Here is a 14,831-nt window from a genome sequence, read left to right on the forward strand (position 1 = left end):
ACCGTCGTGGTCAACGAGTTCCTGGCCTCGCCGGAGTTCAACGGCTCGCCCCTCGCGGAGCAGGGGGATCGCCGCGAGGCCGGCCTCACGGACATCAACGCCCTGCTCCGGTACGTCACCGACGAGGGCCCGCTGAGTGCACCCGAGCCCGGGCGGGTCCGCGTCGTCCGGTAGCCGGCCCGTTCGGCGAGTTCCCGTCGCCCGGTAGCCGGCCTCGCGGGGCGCACCGGCCCCCGGTCGCCCGCCTCCATCGGGTGGGGACCACCTCCCACAGTGAGAACCTCTTAGTATTTTCGCGTCGCGCATTCTAAGATCGATTTCATTACCCGTTCCGGCGCCCCCCACCGGACCGACGCGACCTGCCGACGCATCCAGCACACGCCGGTTCGCCCCTCGACCTGATTTGATCCTGAGAAAATGGGTGTCCATGCCACAGCGACGACGGTGTACACGGCCGATGAGAATCGCGCGGATCGGCGCGGGTCTGACCACCGTCCTGGCGCTGGGATCCGGATGTGTGTCAACCGGCGCGGCGCCGGTCGTGGTGACCGACCTGGGTGCCCCCGCCAGGCTCGACGAGGTCACCGTCCAGCGGTTCGAGTACCCCACGCACGGCACCCCGGATCCGGACCAGAACTGGGCTGACCTCTACCTGCCCGCGGGGGAACAGCGGGTCGACTCGATCCCCCTGGCGGTACTCATCCACGGGGGGGCGTGGCAGGACCAGATCGGGGCCGACTCCTTCGACCCGCTCGCCCGCAAGCTCGCCAGCCGCGGGATGGCCGTCTACAACATCGAGTACCGACGGGTGGGGTCGGGCGGCGGATGGCCGGCCACCTTCCACGATGTCGCGAGCGCACTGGACCACGTGGTGGAGGTGGACAAGAAGTTCCCGCAGATCACCACCGATGACGAGTTGGTGGTGGGACACAGCGCGGGAGCCCAGCTCGCCGTGTGGGGCGGCACCCGACACCTGTTGGACGACGACGAGGTCGGCGCGAAGCCGGCGTTCCGCCCGACGCGCGTGGTCTCGATCGCCGGCCCCCTGGACATGATCTACGCGGCCACCCACGGTGACGACAGGATCGTCACGGCGCTCGGCGGGACCCCGGCGGAGGTGCCGGGGCGTTACGCGAAGGTGGATCCCATCCAGAACATCGACCCCGCCACCCCGGTGGTCGCCATGCACGGGGCCCGAGACGTGACCGTGGCGCCCGAGAACTCCCAGCGCTATGTGGATGCGGTCGACCGGGCCGGCGGGAAGGCCAAGATGATCCTGTTCAACGACGAGGACCACGTCTCCCTCGTGTCCGGTGACTCCCGCGCCTACCCCCGGGTGCTCGAGATCATCCGCCACGTGTCGGCGGCGGACCTGCACGAGACGACCGCCTGACCGACGATCCCGCGAGCGGCGGACGCGGAAGTCAGGACAGCGCCGAGTCGAGCCACCCGAACATCCGCGCGTCGGTGAGTTGCCTGGCCAGTGGTTGACAGTGGAAGTTCGCGCCCTCGGCGGCGGTGAACCGCGCCAGTTCGGTGGGGCCGCCCGCGCCGGCGGCGAGCTGCTCGGACTGGCCGGGCCAGAACTGCTCGTCCTCGGGATCGGTCACGAGCAGCGGGGTGGTGATCGCCGACAACTCGTCGCGGGACAGCGAGTACCGGTGGACCTCGGCAAGGGTGTCGAAGTACCCGGTCTCACCGTATGGGCGGGCACGGAACGCCCACGTCCGCGCGGTCGAGGACGAGAACTTCATCCCCAGTGCCATGTCGCGGTCGAACGCCTCCTTCTTGCCGGCCCGGAACACCGTCATCAGGCTGGAGGGGATATGCGCGTTCCACGATGCCGCCACGTCCACGACCCCGGGGTCCGCGACCGCGGCGGCGAAGCGGCGTTCGTACGCCAGTGCCCGCGGCACCCAGTAGCCACCCTGACTGAGCCCGTAGACGGCCAGTCTCGCGGGGTCGACGTCGGAGCGGCCCAGGAGGAGGTCGACGACGGGGGTGAGGACCGACTCCCAGTCCGGGCGGAAGCCGATCCCCCGCTCGAACAGCATCGACTGCTGGCCCGGTCCGTCGAACAGCAGCACGTTGTACCCGCGCGCGAGCGCACCGGCCGCGCCGTTGTGCCAGAGCCCGCTGGTCGCTCCATCACTCCCGTTGACCATCACCAGTGTCCGACGGGGTTCCGGATCGGTCGACGGCCGGAGGAACCACCCGGGCATAGTGTCCTGCTCCCAGGGGATCGACACGCGCTCGATGATCCGGTCGGTGGTGTCGACGAAGCCCTCCCAGCTCGATCGCTGCAGGCGGAAGGTGGACGTCAGCCGGTCCTCGGACTGCAGGCCGCTCGCCGCGTTCACCGCGACCGCGAGGTAGGTGGCCGCGCGCAGGTAGGCCGCCGACGCGGTCACCGTCCGCCCTGCCGCCGCCTCCCGTTCCGCCGCGGCCCGGACCCTGCTCCCGAGGTCGTGCCAGGCCCGGAACCAGTGGTCGTGATCGCCGTCTCCGACGTCGTCGACGGTCGCCAGAACCTCGCCGGCGCCGTAGGCGACGGCACCGAGTAGACACCGCACCTCGTAGTCGAAGTCGGGATCCTTGTAGAAGCCCTTGCTCAGTGCGCGGTGGGGGCGGGCGGAGAAGAAGGCCGACACGGTCAGGTCCCCTGACAGTTGGAGGTGGGGGCGACGCCGGCGAACCGGTCGGTGAGGAACTGGGCTGTCTGCGCCTGGAAGGGGACGAAGGCCTCGGAGTGCCCGAGGCGGTCGTACTGCGCGTAGGTGACGGCGACGCCGCGGGCGCAGTACTCGTGCGCCAGGCCGGCGACGTCGGCGGTCACCATGACCGAGTCGCCGATCCCGTCGACGTTGCCCACGGCGAGCAGCATCGGGACCCGTGGCGTGCCCGTCGTGCCCATCACGTTGTCCCCGATCGCGCTCACCACCGCCGGGATGTCCAGCAGGGACGTGTACGGGGGGCGGACCATCTGGGCGTCGGTGAGTCCGGGGTAGTCGGCGGCGAAGGCGTTGATGCACTGCGAGCTGACGGTCTCGACGAGCTGGCGGCCGTAGTCGGACAGGAAACTGTCGGTGTCGATTCCATACGCGCGCTGATAGGACACGACGAGTGCGGGGATGACCCCGGCCCACGAAGTACTCCCGCTCACGTACGGGAGGTTGTGGGCCACGTTCACGGGGAGCCCTCCGGCGGCCGCGCCGACGATGTTCAGTTCCGGCGCGTAGGTCGGCGCCATCTCGGCACCCCACTGGGTGGGGACGGACCCGCCGGAGTATCCGGCCAGTCCGACCGGGGTCGAGGCGGGCAGTCCGAGGTGGTCGATGGTCGCGCGGACGCCGTCCAGGGCGGCGTAGGCGGACTGGCGCCCGATCGTCCACTCCAGGTCGGGGCCCTCGTAGTCGGGGACGACGACGGTGTAGCCGGCCGCGAGGTACCCGGCGATCACCCCCTGTTCGGCGATTCCCGCCTGGCTGGGCGCTCCGTTCCCGGTCAGCGTGTAGGAGGGGTCGCATTCGGAGCCGAGGGCGTCGTAGGCCATGTGGTAGGAGATCAGCCGGGCGGGCCCCGGGACCAGCGGTCTGAGGATCGTCGCGACGGTGGCGCTCGGGCCGCCCGCCTGGTCGGTCGTCCGGTAGAGCACCTGGGTGCTGGTGAGGGGCGTGGCGCGTTCGAGCGAGCCGTAGGACATCGATCGGCTCCGGATCACCGTTCCCGGCGCGAGATCGGCGATCGGCCCGTCGGGGGTGTAGAACGGGTCGGCGGACGGGAGGGGCACGGGTGGAGGGGCGGCGGACTGAGCCTCTGCCGATCCCGTCCCGACTCCGAGACCCGCGCAGAACAGCAGCAGGAGGGCGAGGCTGCACGCGACACCCCGACGCATCTGATGGATGGCGGTACTGGGCCCGGTCATGGCGCACTCCCGGCGTCTCGTCGCGCTCAACGGATGGTGCGATGGGGACCGGGTCGCCGATCGACAGCGGTGGACGGACCCGCACCCTCACTACGATGGTGTCGCACATCATCCCAGCAGAACACGGTGTTTGTAAACAGGTTATTATCCGGCCGATCCGTCGAGCTCGTCGAGGAGATCGACCGCTGCCCGCGCGTAGTCACCGATCCACCGGTCGTGGATCCTCTTGATCGGCAGCGGCGCGAGCGACAGGTGGCGCTCGCGACCGACCTTGCGCCCCGTCACCAGGTCAGCCCGCTCGAGCACGCGCAGATGCTGCAGCACCGTGGTGCGGTCACTCTCGGGGAACAGGGCGCAGAGCTCACCGGTCGTGCGCGGGGAGTCCTTGAGCGCGTCCAACATGCACCGCCGGATCGGGGCGGCGAGCGCCTTGAACACGGCGTCATCATCACTGTGACCCTTGCGCTCGGTGGCTGACATGTTGTAAATATACAACATGTCAGATGAGTTGAACGAACTGTCCTTCACCGTGTCGGCGCGCGTGGGCCGGCCCGTCGACGAGGTCTACGAGGCCGTGGCCGACCCCGAGCAGTTGTCCCGCTACTTCACGACCGGGGGCGCCCGTGGCCGGCTCGAACCGGGCGCACAGGTGTCATGGGACTTCGCCGACTTCCCCGGACGCTTCCCGGTGATGGTGGTCGAGGCCGATCCACCCCGACGCCTGGCCATCAGGTGGGAGGGGGTCGACGCCACCGAACACGACACCACCACGGTCTTCGAGTTCGAGCCGATCGACGACGGTGCGCGCACCCTGGTCACGATCACCGAGCAGGCCTGGCGCGTGACGCCCGGCGGTGCGGAGAACGCCTTCGGCAACTGCGCGGGGTGGACGATGATGCTCACCGCGCTGAAGGCGTGGGTCGAGCACGGCATCAACCTGCGGGAGGGCTTCTACGCCTGAGTCCACCCGGGGCGGAAGTGGAGGGATTCCACCCCGAAACGCTTATCTCGTGGTCAGAGGCGGAAATTATCCGTCCATCCTCGGGCGTGTCTTATACGTGTCCAATGGGGATAAAAGTGGCCCCGTAGCGCGCTAACGCTCGGGGCCGTGACCACGAGGACGTGACCCTCATGGATTCCATGAGCATACCCGCGCCACCGCCCCTTGGCGACGACGACATCACCCACTTCCGGCACGTCATCGCCGGCGGCCCCGGCAACGACCGTCAGAAGCTCACCGTCGAGGTCGTGTCCCTGGTGGACAACGGGCTCGCCACCCCGCCGATCCTCTCCGTCCACGGCGCGCTCGACATGCACCCGGACCACGCTGACGGTCTGGTCGATGCGCTCCGGCAGGCTCAGGCCGCCCACGCCGCCGCCCGTAAGTCGTGGATCGACGCGCTATGAACGACCAGTGGTGGACTGAGGAAACCGAGCACACGACCGGCCGCGGCGAGGTCGTCTCGTTCCGCACTAGGTCTACGGGAGTCGTCTGGGATGAGTTCCGGCCCCGCGACGAGCACGGTCGGCGCCACTACCGGGCCTGGGTCCGCATCTCGCAGCAGGACGGCGAGGACGTGCCGGGCATCTCCCTGTGGCTGCACAACGGCGTGACCCCGCCGCCGGTCTTCACCGTCGATGAGGCACTCACCCTCGGCCACGCTCTCCTTGAGGCGGCTGAGCTGGTGGACCGAGAGCGCGACGCGGCGATCCGCGCGTTCCTCGAGGACGTCACGTGAATATCGTCAAGCTTCGTCACGGCACGGTGCCGCCGGTGTGGGCGGAGATGATCGCCGGTTACTGGAGCGCTCGATCAGCCGAGGGGCAGTCTCCCGTGGCGCTGTCCAAGCGGGTAGAGCGACTGCGCACGCTCGCGGTCCGGGGCGCTATCGCAGATCCGCGCGCGGCCACGGCCGACGAGCTCGACGCCGCGATCGCGGCCCTGCAGCTCGCGGCGTCGACCGAGCAGAACACCCGGCGCGCGGTCCGCGCGTTCTACCGCTGGGCCGTGGACACCGAGCAGATCGCCTACAACCCGGCCACCCGCCTCGAGGTCACAGTCGTCCTCGATTGCGACCGCACCACTCGCGCGGTGCGGCCGTCAGGACCGCGGCGTGAGCCGTTCCCCGGGCACTGGCTCGACGATGCCGACGCCTGGACCGCGTTCCTTATCGCGTCCGGTTCGACCAACGCCACGGTGCACACGCGGCTGTCCTACCTACGCCGGTTCGCCTGGTGGTTCGACGGACCGGCCTGCACGGTCACCACCAGCGACCTGGTGTCGTTCATGGCGTCGTCCTCCTGGTCGACTGAGACCCGGCGCGCGTTCCGGTCCACCGTGCGGGTGTTCTTCCGGTGGGCTCACAAGCACCGCGGCTACCGGGAGAACCCAGCCGACGACCTGCCGCCGATCCGGCCACACGTGCCAATACCCCGCGCGGCCTCGGACGAGACCGTAGAGGCCGCTCTGACGCTCGCAGACCCGCGGACGGACCTAATGATCCGGCTAGCCGCGTTCATGGGCCTGCGGCGCGCTGAGGTGGCCCAGGTGCATTCGCGCGACGTGCTCACCGATGAGGCGGGACAGCTCTCACTGGTCGTCCACGGCAAAGGCCGGCGCCAACGCGTCGTCCCGGTCCCGGGCGATCTGGTCCCGGACCTGGGCGCGTTCACCGGCTGGCTGTTCCCCTCCGTCATGGGAGGGCATCTGTCCGAGTCGAGCGTCGGTGACCTCGTCGGGGACTGCCTGCCGGCCGGGGTCACGATGCACTGCCTCAGGCACCGTTTCGCCACGAAGTGCTACACCGCGAGCTCCGACCTGATCGCCACCCAGACGCTCCTGGGCCACTCCAAGCCTGAGACCACCCGCCGATACGTCAAGTTCGACGACTCAGGCCTACGCGGCGTCGTGGACGCCGCTGCATCGCTCGCCTGAGCCCTCCCCCTGCCCCGTGAGGGGTACTCACTTCTGTGCACCCCTCACGGGCCGGGGAGACGGCTCAGCTCGTCTACGGCGCTTTCCGGGTAGTCCGCCGTTCACCACTCGACTACCTCCGGTGTGCACACCCACGAACCGGCGTGGGCGCTCTCTCAGCGGTGTCTGGCCAGACGATGAGAGGGTCACGGCAAAGCTCGCACCCTTCCGGGGCGGGCTACTCGTCGTGGGCAGATGGTCTATGCCGACATGGTGACCGGGCAAACTCTGGGGAAGGGGATCAGCACCAGCACCCCGTAGGGGTTCCGCGCCTGAACGGTGACCACCCTGGGGCGTCGATCAGACCGACACCCCAACCGCGGACATGACGACCGAGCGGAACCGCAGATCCGCAGGCACAAGTGTAAAAAGCGAGATTCCTAGGTTGAGCAGGTTCGTGCGCGTCGGTCCCAACTTCGCACCGATGGTGCGCGCCCGGCGCACCCCATTCTCATGCGGCACGGTCTTCTCGGGTGGGGCCGCGAGCGCACGCCCCGGACGCCGACGAGCGGAGTTCAGCTCCGGGCATCCCGCCTGCGGTCGGCCGCCAAGGGTATGCCGAAACCGCATCCCCTCGTCCCCATCGAGAGAGCGGGGCACGGTGGCGGTGGCGGTGACTGTGCACATAAGGGACGGTCCCCGCGGTGAGACCAGACCGCGGGGACCGTTGCCGCCGGTGGCTCGAAGCTCCGGCGACGACCGCGGGACGAGGGCCAGGAAGGCAACACGCGCCCCGCGGGGACTGTGGCCCGGATCGGGTCCGGGCAGTTGGACTGCTACTGATTCGGGCGGGCGCGAGCGCGGTCGAGCTTTGCCCTGAGAAACGCTGTCGCACCTGAGTTTTGGCCGCCCTGAAAAAAATCCTGACTGGCACCGGCACAGGAGTCAGGAGAGGGGGCCCCTCCAATATTTTCGGGGTGGGGGGCCCGGAACCCTAGTTCGGCGCGTTCTCGGAGGCCATCTCGGTAGCGGGCTTGCATCCGGGCGCCCGCCTCGAGGTCTCTGGCCAGCGTTGCGGCCGCGCCCACCGCGTGTGCGGGGGCGGCCGGCTCGCGGACAACCCCGCGCTGTCCTGCCGCCCACTGAGCCACGGTGTTCGCGTGCGCCGCGAGCTTGGCCTCGAGGTCGGCGCGAACACTTCCGTCCGTGCTGCGTTGGGATTGATTGGCCACGGCTAGACCCAGCTCAACCGCTCAGCATCGGAGGTCGGGAGGGCTCCGCTCGGAGTCGACACCAACGCCTCCGCAATCTCACCGAGCTTGCCGGTGAGTTCCTCGGCCCGGCCTACGAGCCCGCGAACTTCCGCGATGACTTCCGCCGCCGTGGAATCGGTGCCGAGCCCAACTGAGCTGGCGAGGGCTTCCCATTGCTCGTCAGTCAGCTTCATCATCCCAGGTTCTCCAGGCCGACGACCTTGCGCATGGCGTAGGGACTAGTGACCCCCATTAGGACCTTGCACCCCATCTGCACCCACGAGCCCATTGTCTGGTCCTCGCGGTAGACCGTGGTCTCCAGCATCTTCTCGTAGGCCAGGAACCCGACACGGTTCTTCGCCAGCGCATAGGCGGTGCCTCGCTCTACCCGATTGGTCGGGAAAATCTCGACGCCTGCTGAGTCCAGCACCGCCTGGTAGTCCTTGCCGTAGGTGGTTTTCAGTGAGGCGTGCTGGATTGGGTTAACGATCCACAGGTCATAGGTGACCCCGATCTCGTCCCGGTCGGCTGACAGTTGCACGTTTGCGAAATCGGCAGTGGGCCGCTGGCCAGGCGGCGTTGGGCTCGCGCCGTCGATGATGGTTGCAGCCCAGTCGTTACCGGCGACGGTAACGGCGCCCTCAAGAGTTGAGACAGCCTCCTCGATGGTATCGACTGCCAAGTAGTTGAGCTCCCGGGCGATGGTGTTGCCGAGTCGAGTAGTCTCCTCGAGCAGCAGGGACCGAGTGTTGCGCAACCGAGCCTCATCCGGGATGTAATAGCGCCCGGACACATCGCGGGAGTTTGCGACGAGCGGGTCCGGCATCTCCTTCGGTCCGACGATCTGCACCTGGTCCCCGACACCGCGGTCTGCCAGTCGGCGGTCCATGTACTGGTCACCGGGGCGGGACTGCCAATACACCACCGAATGCGAGGCCAAGGTGCCGTGCTGGCTGAAGAGCTTGTCAAAGATGATGCTGTTGGCGGTCATCTCGACCACTGCCTGGGTGATGCGCGCAGGGTAGTTCAGCGCGGCGTCGACGCTGATCTTGCCCTTGTCGGAGGTCGTCTTTCCGAGCGGGAAGCCGACTGGGTTACTGGACATCGAGTGCCCTCCTAGCTTGTTGGGTTCTGATTGAGCTGGGAAAGGTCTACTAGCCACCTGCCCCCGACCTTCGCCGCGGGAATGCACCCGCGCCGGGCCCGATCCCTGACCGCACCGGGAGTGATCCCGAGGACCTGAGCCGCAGTCGAAACACCGATAAGGTCCCCTCTAGCGTGAGTTGCACTGTCGGACAGTGCGAGCGGCCTGACGTTCGCGGCGGAGCTGGCGTCAATGGCCCAGGTCAGCGTCTGACGCACCTCTTGCAGTTCTTTCGACAGACGAGCACTGCGGTGACGCCGGAGAAGGCTCTCCAGCGACGCCAAGCCGAGGACGACTGACCTCGCTGCCTCAGGCGAAAGCCAGACTCCAGCCGGGACGACGAGTGCCTGCCGGCCGGTCACAGCTCCCACCGCGCTTTCTCCTCGGCGTGGTCCAGGACCAGAACACTCGCTCGCAGCGCTGTTCGGCGCGCATGGTCCAGCACCTCGGACAGTTGTGCGCCAGGTTCGCAGTAGCTGCTCAGGAGATAGACCAGCTGCAAGAGCACCCGCGTGCTGTCGCCCTGAAACTGAGCGGTAGCAACCAGATGCACGGCTGTGTCCTCGTCACCGACGAGTGATGCTGCGATAACCTCCGCGGCCACCCGCACGATGTTGAAATCTTCGGCTTGCTCAGACACTCGGACCACCGCCGCCCACGATCTGACCAAAGGCGCCGTAGGTCACGCCTGCCCACGTTCCCTGCCGGTGTCGCACCACGAGGCCCTCCGCAACCTCTGAGCACCGTGCACGTACCGGGCAGGTCCCGCACACGCGACGAGCCGCCGCGCTGCGGTAGTTGAAGTCGTCCCGGTGCTCGTCGCGGCTACAGGGGTCGAACAGTTCGTGACGCCCCTTGCACGCCGCACCATCCAGCCGGTAGTCCACGCACATGGACAGGAGTTGCCCCACCCCGCTCACGAGCGGTTCGCCTTCCCCATCTCGCGGAGCAGTTCGGTGGCCGTGAATCCCTCGCGGCCGGCCATGACCGCGGCCGCTCGCGGGGAGCGCTCCACGATGATCGCGGCCGCTGCACGACTAGCGCGCAGCATGTCGCCTACGGTGGCGTCCTCGAGGGCAACGCCACCCCACTCGCGCAGGCAAGTGTCCAACCACCCGCGCAGCTCGGGGTCAACCTCGAGACGGTCGGTGAGTCGCTGGGTCAGGTACTCGTCGGGATAGTTCTGAGACTGGTTCATTCGGATTCTCCAGGGGTGTGTGCGGCGCGGCCACGGCCTCGGCTTCCTCGGCTACGGCGGCGGCGCGGGCGGGGGTTCTCGTCGTCCGGGAGGTGCCCTCCCGGACGCCTCCCCTGACCGGCCCTACCCGGCCCTTCCCTAGACCCGACCCGGACCGGCATGTTGGCCTCCATGACGCCGTCAACCTCGGAGGCTGACAAATCGGCAGGTGGGGGCGCATTTCGGCGAGGGGCCAAGTCGGACTTAGATCGGGCGCAAGTCGAAGCTAAGTCGGTACTTGGGTCCGACTTACACCCCGACTTAGACCCCGACTTAGACCCCGACTTAGCGGCCGCGAGGTCGCCCGGTGTCGGCATTCTCGTCTGACCGTGGTCGCCGTCCGCGACGCCGTCAGGCGTAGCGGTGCCTGTTTTCGCTGGTCCAGGCCGGTTTCTGTTGTCGGCTAAGTCGGACTTAGTGGCCGGGTAACTCGCACTTGAAGTCGACTGGTCCACGGCCTCGGTCGTGGTCTCGACTTCTCTCGACTGGTGGCCGGGTGGGACGTTGCCTGGGCGCACCGGCGGGCCCATTGGCGCGGCCACCTGAATCCCGTGCGAGATCGACCACGGGTGCGTGTTGAGGTACTTCCGTGAGTCCGGCCGGAAGTAGGGCTCAGACGGCACGTCGAGCAGCTGCAGACGCTCGTCCGCGGCCGGGTCCGCACCCCGCTCAGAGTTGCACCGAACGCACGCCACCACGACCGTCTCGACAGTGCCGGCGCGGCCCGGCTCCCGGTGGTCGAACGTTCCGGCGATCCCAGAACGTGAGATGCCCCACCGGACCACGCGCCCGCAGTAGCGGCACGCGTCACCGTCCCGCGCGCGCACCTGAATCGCAAGCTCTGGGTTCGCCCGGTCCTGCCGCCGTTGCCGCTCGAACTCGACCTCGTCGGCGTTCTTCCAGTGAAAGAACTCGTGATCCTCGAGCATCTTCCAGGCCGGTTTGCCGGACGGCGTTTCCGCCGGCTCGAGCAGGCCGGCCTCGATGCACGCCGCCGCGAGCGCCGCTGTGCGTTCGCCAGCGAAGCCTCGACCAACTGCCTGGGAGATGATCCCATCGGTGGCCATCGCGGCCGCCTGGGCCGCGCACCGCAGTAGCCACCCCAGCGCTTCGTGCAGCAACCGCGGGTCGTCCGGGTCGACTTCGGCGAGCTCCATGACCACCGGGTGATTGGCTGCCCTGTCGGACACCTTCAGCCAGGCCACGAAGCATCACCGCCAGCAAGGGGCGCGCGATCCAGCTCCGCCACGATCGAGAGCCGCACGATTGCCACCCGGCACCTCTGGCCGCGTTCCTCGGCCCGTCTGCGCGCGCGCTCAGCCGCGGCAAGCGACACAACGAGCCGGCGCCGTGTCCGGTCGCCCTCCTGGTGTTCGACCAGCAGCGCGAACGCGCCGTCAAACGCCTCGGAGAGCCCGTCAGGCTCTACTGGCGCGGCTGAGCCAGTCTCGTGCTGTTCCACCGCTGCACCGCTAGACTGAGCGGTGATACCGGGTAGTTCACGGCCGGTGTCGAGGTAGTCGAGGGGCACGTCGGCGTAGACGGCGGCACCGGTGTCGAGGCCGGTGCCGCCGTTGCTTATTGCGGTCACTTCGTGACACCGCCCGCCGCGAGGGGCAGCAGGAGTGCATCGAGTTCGTCGAGGTCGACGCGGAGCATCCGGGGGCCAAACCGGTACCCGGTAATGCGCCCGGCGCTGATGTAGCGGCGGAGTGTTTTAACGGAGACGCCGAACTGTTCGGCGGCTTCGGGAAGAGACGACATCCGTCGCCGGGATTCGGCTTTGGCCATTTGAGACGGCCTCTCCTTAGAGATGGACATGCGAAACGGACCCTCCTCAGGTCACGACTCGCAGCCCATTTCAAGGCGAGTGTTCACGGTCTCAGCCGCCGGTACTGTTTGACACGATAGCCCACTGTCATCTCGCGGGCATCACATGAGCACTCGTGTCCTGCCCTCGATCGTTTCGAGGAACTCGTCTCGCGTGATCGGGACAGTCCGGCACTTGCAGTTCAGCTCGAACTGCCGGAATTGCTCGCCAGGGATAGGGAGCATGTCGAGTGGAAGCCACCAAGAACGCGCCGAACTCACCCGTGCCAGGCGAGAGGCGAGAAGGTCGGCCTCCAAGCGCGCCTCGATATCCTCTGCCGACAAGGCGGTCCGATAGTCATCATCGTCACCCACAGTTTCAGCTCGCGGAGCACCTGGAGCGACGCCACCCTTGAGCTTGTCGTCAAGAAATCGAGCGGTCGCTCGCGTGTACGGGTGCTCGACAGAATGTTGGCGACTGCGTGTGACGACGACCGACCGCGTGGTACCCATGACCTCTCCGAGCTGTTCTCGGCACCGCGCACAGATGACGTCGCACCGCCGGAAACTCCGCCACCGCCAGCGAGGTCCGGCGTCGAGCGCGACGAGCTGCATTTGAACGCTCTGCGCCCACTCGGGAAGCGGCTCGTCGCCTTGATAGATGAGCTGATACTTCACCGATCTCCCCCGGATAGCTTGCTGATACGGGCAGCGATTTCGGCGTCACGCCCCGCGGCGGTGTGCTGGTAGATCAGGGCGGTGGTCGCGGTGGAGTGGCCCAGCCGGTCCATGAGCTCCCGCAGGGTGGCGCCGACCAGCGCGGCCTGGACGGCGCCGAAGTGGCGCAGCATGTGCGGGGACACGTCGGGGCGGCCCGCGGCCGTGGCGGCACGCTCGAATACCTTGCGGAATGACGTGGGTCTGATCTGGGCGCCCGTGACGTTGGTGAACAGCAGGGCGTCACGCGACGGAAGGGTGTCGAGGTGGTCGACCAACAGTGCGGCGACGTGCGGCGGCACCGTGACGGTGCGTCTGCCAGCCTCCGACTTCGGCGGGCCTACGTGCGCGGCCTCCCCCGTCGTCCAGGAGACCGCGCGGGCAACGGTGACGGTCGCAGCGACAGCATCCCCGGCGCGGCCAACGCGCACGTCTTTCTTGCGCAGCTCGGTGACCTCACCCAGGCGAAGGGCACACCCGGCCATAAGTTCGGCCATGAGCCGGTACCGCTCCGGGAGGGCAGCGACCAGTGCGGTGTACTCGTCGGTCGATAGCAGAGACTTGCGCGCTGGCTTCGGCTTACGACCAGCCTTCGGGGACCGGCACGGCGAGACGGGCAGCAGCTCGTCCTCGACAGCGTCCGTGCAGACGGACGCGAACAATCGGTATGCCTGCGAGTTTCGGCTCTTCGTATCGGGGTAGTCGGCAGCCATCGAGTCCACCCACTCAGCGATCGTGGCCGGCGTAACCGCTCCGAGGCCGATGTGCCCGATGTAGGGGACGATGCGCGTCTTGACCAGGCTCCGGTACACAGCGGCGGAACCGGGCCGCAGGGGGTCCGGTTGCTTGCGGACGCGGCGGTCGATCACCGTCTTGCAGTATTCGGCCACGGTCACAGTGAGGGCCTGTGCGCGGGCCTGACGTTCATCCGGTGGGGTCCAGGCGTCGAGGTCGATCAGCCGTCGCTCACTTGCGATCCAGCCCTCGGCGTCGATCTTGGCCTCGAAAGTTCGGGGTGCGTTGTGCAGCTCCCCATCCGGGCCTGTGTAGCGCGCACGCCAGCGTCCAGACGGCAGCAAGGCGAGGCGGCCGAAGCTCCGGCGCGGCCGTCGTGTCTGCGAGCCCTTGGCAGCCATGCGGCCCCCTACCCGTGTCTCATTTTTGTCTGACACGGGTCCCGAAGTGGGTCCTTGTGTCCATTCGTGTCTTTAGGCTACCATCTGGTCAGCCAGGGGAAACGGCACAATCTCCGAGGTGGGGACCTAGTTCACTATTCCGGTTTTGCGGAAGTGGAGGGATTTGAACCCCCGGTGCTGTTGAGGCACGCTCGCTTTCAAGGCGAGTGCATTCGGCCGCTCTGCCACACTTCCTCGTCGTCACTCGCGACACGCTCGAGTGCGTGGTTCCACGTGGAACACTCGCTGACGACGCTGCTCATCGTAGTGGACCCCGCCCGCTCATACCCAGCCCGGCTGCCGGCCGGGGCCATCGCGGCTACGGTCGAGGGCATGAAGGCCATCGAGTATCGCAACGGTCCCGATTCCCTGCAGATGACCGAGGTCGCCGATCCGGTCCCCGGCCCCGGCGAGGTGCTCGTCGACGTGGCGGCCACGGCCGTCAACCGCGCCGACCTGCTGCAGTCCAAGGGGCTCTACCCGCCCCCGCCCGGAGCGTCGGAGATCCTCGGCCTCGAGTGCTCGGGGAGGATCTCGGCCGTGGGCGAGGGCGTCGAGGGCCTGGCCGTCGGCGACGAGGTGTGCGCCCTCCTGGCCGGCGGCGGGTACGCCGAGAAGGTCGCCGTGCCGGCCGGACAGGTCATGCCCGTTCCGGTC

Annotated in this window: 18 protein-coding genes and 1 tRNA gene; 7 read left to right on the forward strand and 12 right to left on the reverse strand. The window is 68.0% G+C overall.

Going from position 1 to position 14,831, the window contains the following annotated elements; genetic code table 11:
- Positions 1 to 457: 457 nt before the first annotated feature.
- Entirely contained in the window at positions 458 to 1,393 is a 936-nt protein-coding gene (locus tag G6027_RS06255) for a prolyl oligopeptidase family serine peptidase (protein ID WP_182636405.1), read from the forward strand.
- Positions 1,394 to 1,424: 31 nt separating this feature from the next.
- Here G6027_RS06255 and G6027_RS06260 read toward each other — a convergent pair whose 3' ends face one another.
- The 3 genes from G6027_RS06260 to G6027_RS06270 form a co-directional block, all read right to left on the reverse strand.
- A complete protein-coding gene (locus G6027_RS06260) occupies positions 1,425 to 2,651 on the reverse strand; it encodes a prolyl oligopeptidase family serine peptidase (RefSeq protein ID WP_182636407.1) in 1,227 nt (408 codons plus the stop codon).
- A 2-nt stretch (positions 2,652 to 2,653) separates the two neighbouring features.
- Positions 2,654 to 3,925, reverse strand: coding sequence for a lipase family protein (locus G6027_RS06265; protein ID WP_182636409.1), 1,272 nt, complete (start codon positions 3,923 to 3,925; stop codon positions 2,654 to 2,656).
- 144 nt (positions 3,926 to 4,069) lie between these two features.
- Positions 4,070 to 4,405 (reverse strand): metalloregulator ArsR/SmtB family transcription factor, encoded by a 336-nt coding sequence (locus tag G6027_RS06270; protein ID WP_241726874.1) that lies wholly within the window; start codon positions 4,403 to 4,405, stop codon positions 4,070 to 4,072.
- Positions 4,406 to 4,421: 16 nt separating this feature from the next.
- On the opposite strand from G6027_RS06270, the gene G6027_RS06275 reads away from it, so the two are divergent.
- The 4 genes from G6027_RS06275 (at position 4,422) to G6027_RS19450 (ending at position 6,860) form a co-directional block, all read left to right on the forward strand.
- Positions 4,422 to 4,886 (forward strand): SRPBCC domain-containing protein, encoded by a 465-nt coding sequence (locus tag G6027_RS06275; RefSeq protein WP_182636413.1) that lies wholly within the window; start codon positions 4,422 to 4,424, stop codon positions 4,884 to 4,886.
- Positions 4,887 to 5,056: 170 nt separating this feature from the next.
- A complete protein-coding gene (locus G6027_RS06280) occupies positions 5,057 to 5,332 on the forward strand; it encodes a hypothetical protein (RefSeq protein ID WP_182636414.1) in 276 nt (91 codons plus the stop codon).
- A complete protein-coding gene (locus tag G6027_RS06285; protein ID WP_182636415.1) occupies positions 5,329 to 5,664 on the forward strand; it encodes a hypothetical protein in 336 nt (111 codons plus the stop codon). Before G6027_RS06280 ends, G6027_RS06285 begins: the two co-directional genes overlap by 4 nt.
- Positions 5,661 to 6,860 carry a tyrosine-type recombinase/integrase gene (locus tag G6027_RS19450; protein ID WP_182636416.1) on the forward strand — a complete coding sequence of 400 codons (1,200 nt, stop codon included), beginning with the start codon at positions 5,661 to 5,663 and terminating at the stop codon, positions 6,858 to 6,860. Before G6027_RS06285 ends, G6027_RS19450 begins: the two co-directional genes overlap by 4 nt.
- Positions 6,861 to 8,073: 1,213 nt before the next feature.
- On the opposite strand, the gene G6027_RS06295 is transcribed toward G6027_RS19450, so the two are convergent.
- The 4 genes from G6027_RS06295 to G6027_RS06320 form a co-directional block, all read right to left on the reverse strand.
- A complete protein-coding gene (locus G6027_RS06295) occupies positions 8,074 to 8,289 on the reverse strand; it encodes a hypothetical protein (protein ID WP_182636417.1) in 216 nt (71 codons plus the stop codon).
- Positions 8,286 to 9,197, reverse strand: coding sequence for a major capsid protein (locus tag G6027_RS06300; protein WP_182636418.1), 912 nt, complete (start codon positions 9,195 to 9,197; stop codon positions 8,286 to 8,288). The genes G6027_RS06295 and G6027_RS06300 overlap by 4 nt, the downstream gene beginning before the upstream one ends.
- 397 nt (positions 9,198 to 9,594) lie before the next feature.
- Positions 9,595 to 9,876 carry a hypothetical protein gene (locus tag G6027_RS06310; RefSeq protein ID WP_182636420.1) on the reverse strand — a complete coding sequence of 94 codons (282 nt, stop codon included), beginning with the start codon at positions 9,874 to 9,876 and terminating at the stop codon, positions 9,595 to 9,597.
- 276 nt (positions 9,877 to 10,152) lie between these two features.
- Entirely contained in the window at positions 10,153 to 10,434 is a 282-nt protein-coding gene (locus tag G6027_RS06320) for a hypothetical protein (RefSeq protein WP_182636422.1), read from the reverse strand.
- Positions 10,435 to 11,339: 905 nt separating this feature from the next.
- Between G6027_RS06320 and G6027_RS06325 the strand changes: the two genes are divergently transcribed.
- Positions 11,340 to 11,570: a hypothetical protein gene (locus G6027_RS06325; RefSeq protein ID WP_182636423.1), complete on the forward strand. Its 231-nt coding sequence runs from the start codon at positions 11,340 to 11,342 to the stop codon at positions 11,568 to 11,570.
- Positions 11,571 to 11,665: 95 nt separating this feature from the next.
- On the opposite strand, the gene G6027_RS06330 is transcribed toward G6027_RS06325, so the two are convergent.
- From G6027_RS06330 to G6027_RS06350, 5 genes are all read right to left on the reverse strand, one after another.
- Positions 11,666 to 12,064, reverse strand: coding sequence for a hypothetical protein (locus G6027_RS06330; protein ID WP_182636424.1), 399 nt, complete (start codon positions 12,062 to 12,064; stop codon positions 11,666 to 11,668).
- A complete protein-coding gene (locus G6027_RS06335; protein ID WP_241726875.1) occupies positions 12,061 to 12,294 on the reverse strand; it encodes a helix-turn-helix domain-containing protein in 234 nt (77 codons plus the stop codon). Before G6027_RS06335 ends, G6027_RS06330 begins: the two co-directional genes overlap by 4 nt.
- 111 nt (positions 12,295 to 12,405) lie before the next feature.
- Entirely contained in the window at positions 12,406 to 12,960 is a 555-nt protein-coding gene (locus G6027_RS06340) for a hypothetical protein (protein ID WP_182636425.1), read from the reverse strand.
- Positions 12,957 to 14,135, reverse strand: a complete 1,179-nt coding sequence (locus G6027_RS06345; protein ID WP_182636426.1) for a site-specific integrase — start codon at positions 14,133 to 14,135, stop codon at positions 12,957 to 12,959. The genes G6027_RS06340 and G6027_RS06345 overlap by 4 nt, the downstream gene beginning before the upstream one ends.
- Before the next feature lie 148 nt (positions 14,136 to 14,283).
- Positions 14,284 to 14,369: transfer RNA gene (locus G6027_RS06350), tRNA-Ser, on the reverse strand.
- A 138-nt stretch (positions 14,370 to 14,507) separates the two neighbouring features.
- Between G6027_RS06350 and G6027_RS06355 the strand changes: the two genes are divergently transcribed.
- Positions 14,508 to 14,831: alcohol dehydrogenase catalytic domain-containing protein (locus tag G6027_RS06355; protein WP_182636427.1), on the forward strand; the 324-nt coding region annotated here is incomplete at its 3' end.

The organism is Dietzia sp. SLG310A2-38A2 (assembly GCF_014145095.1).
Classification (GTDB): Bacteria; Actinomycetota; Actinomycetes; order Mycobacteriales; family Mycobacteriaceae; genus Dietzia.

What these genes read in the sequence shown, in the direction of transcription:
- G6027_RS06265 (WP_182636409.1), bottom strand. Translation starts at nt 3,925, where the DNA reads ATGACCGGGCCCAGTACCGCCATCCATCAGATGCGTCGGGGTGTCGCG.
- G6027_RS06285 (WP_182636415.1), top strand. Translation starts at nt 5,329, where the DNA reads ATGAACGACCAGTGGTGGACTGAGGAAACCGAGCACACGACCGGCCGC.
- G6027_RS06335 (WP_241726875.1), bottom strand. Translation starts at nt 12,294, where the DNA reads ATGTCCATCTCTAAGGAGAGGCCGTCTCAAATGGCCAAAGCCGAATCC.
- G6027_RS06275 (WP_182636413.1), top strand. Translation starts at nt 4,422, where the DNA reads ATGTCAGATGAGTTGAACGAACTGTCCTTCACCGTGTCGGCGCGCGTG.
- G6027_RS06345 (WP_182636426.1), bottom strand. Translation starts at nt 14,135, where the DNA reads ATGGCTGCCAAGGGCTCGCAGACACGACGGCCGCGCCGGAGCTTCGGC.
- G6027_RS06295 (WP_182636417.1), bottom strand. Translation starts at nt 8,289, where the DNA reads ATGATGAAGCTGACTGACGAGCAATGGGAAGCCCTCGCCAGCTCAGTT.
- G6027_RS06280 (WP_182636414.1), top strand. Translation starts at nt 5,057, where the DNA reads ATGGATTCCATGAGCATACCCGCGCCACCGCCCCTTGGCGACGACGAC.
- G6027_RS06270 (WP_241726874.1), bottom strand. Translation starts at nt 4,405, where the DNA reads ATGTCAGCCACCGAGCGCAAGGGTCACAGTGATGATGACGCCGTGTTC.
- G6027_RS06255 (WP_182636405.1), top strand. Translation starts at nt 458, where the DNA reads ATGAGAATCGCGCGGATCGGCGCGGGTCTGACCACCGTCCTGGCGCTG.
- G6027_RS06320 (WP_182636422.1), bottom strand. Translation starts at nt 10,434, where the DNA reads ATGAACCAGTCTCAGAACTATCCCGACGAGTACCTGACCCAGCGACTC.
- G6027_RS06300 (WP_182636418.1), bottom strand. Translation starts at nt 9,197, where the DNA reads ATGTCCAGTAACCCAGTCGGCTTCCCGCTCGGAAAGACGACCTCCGAC.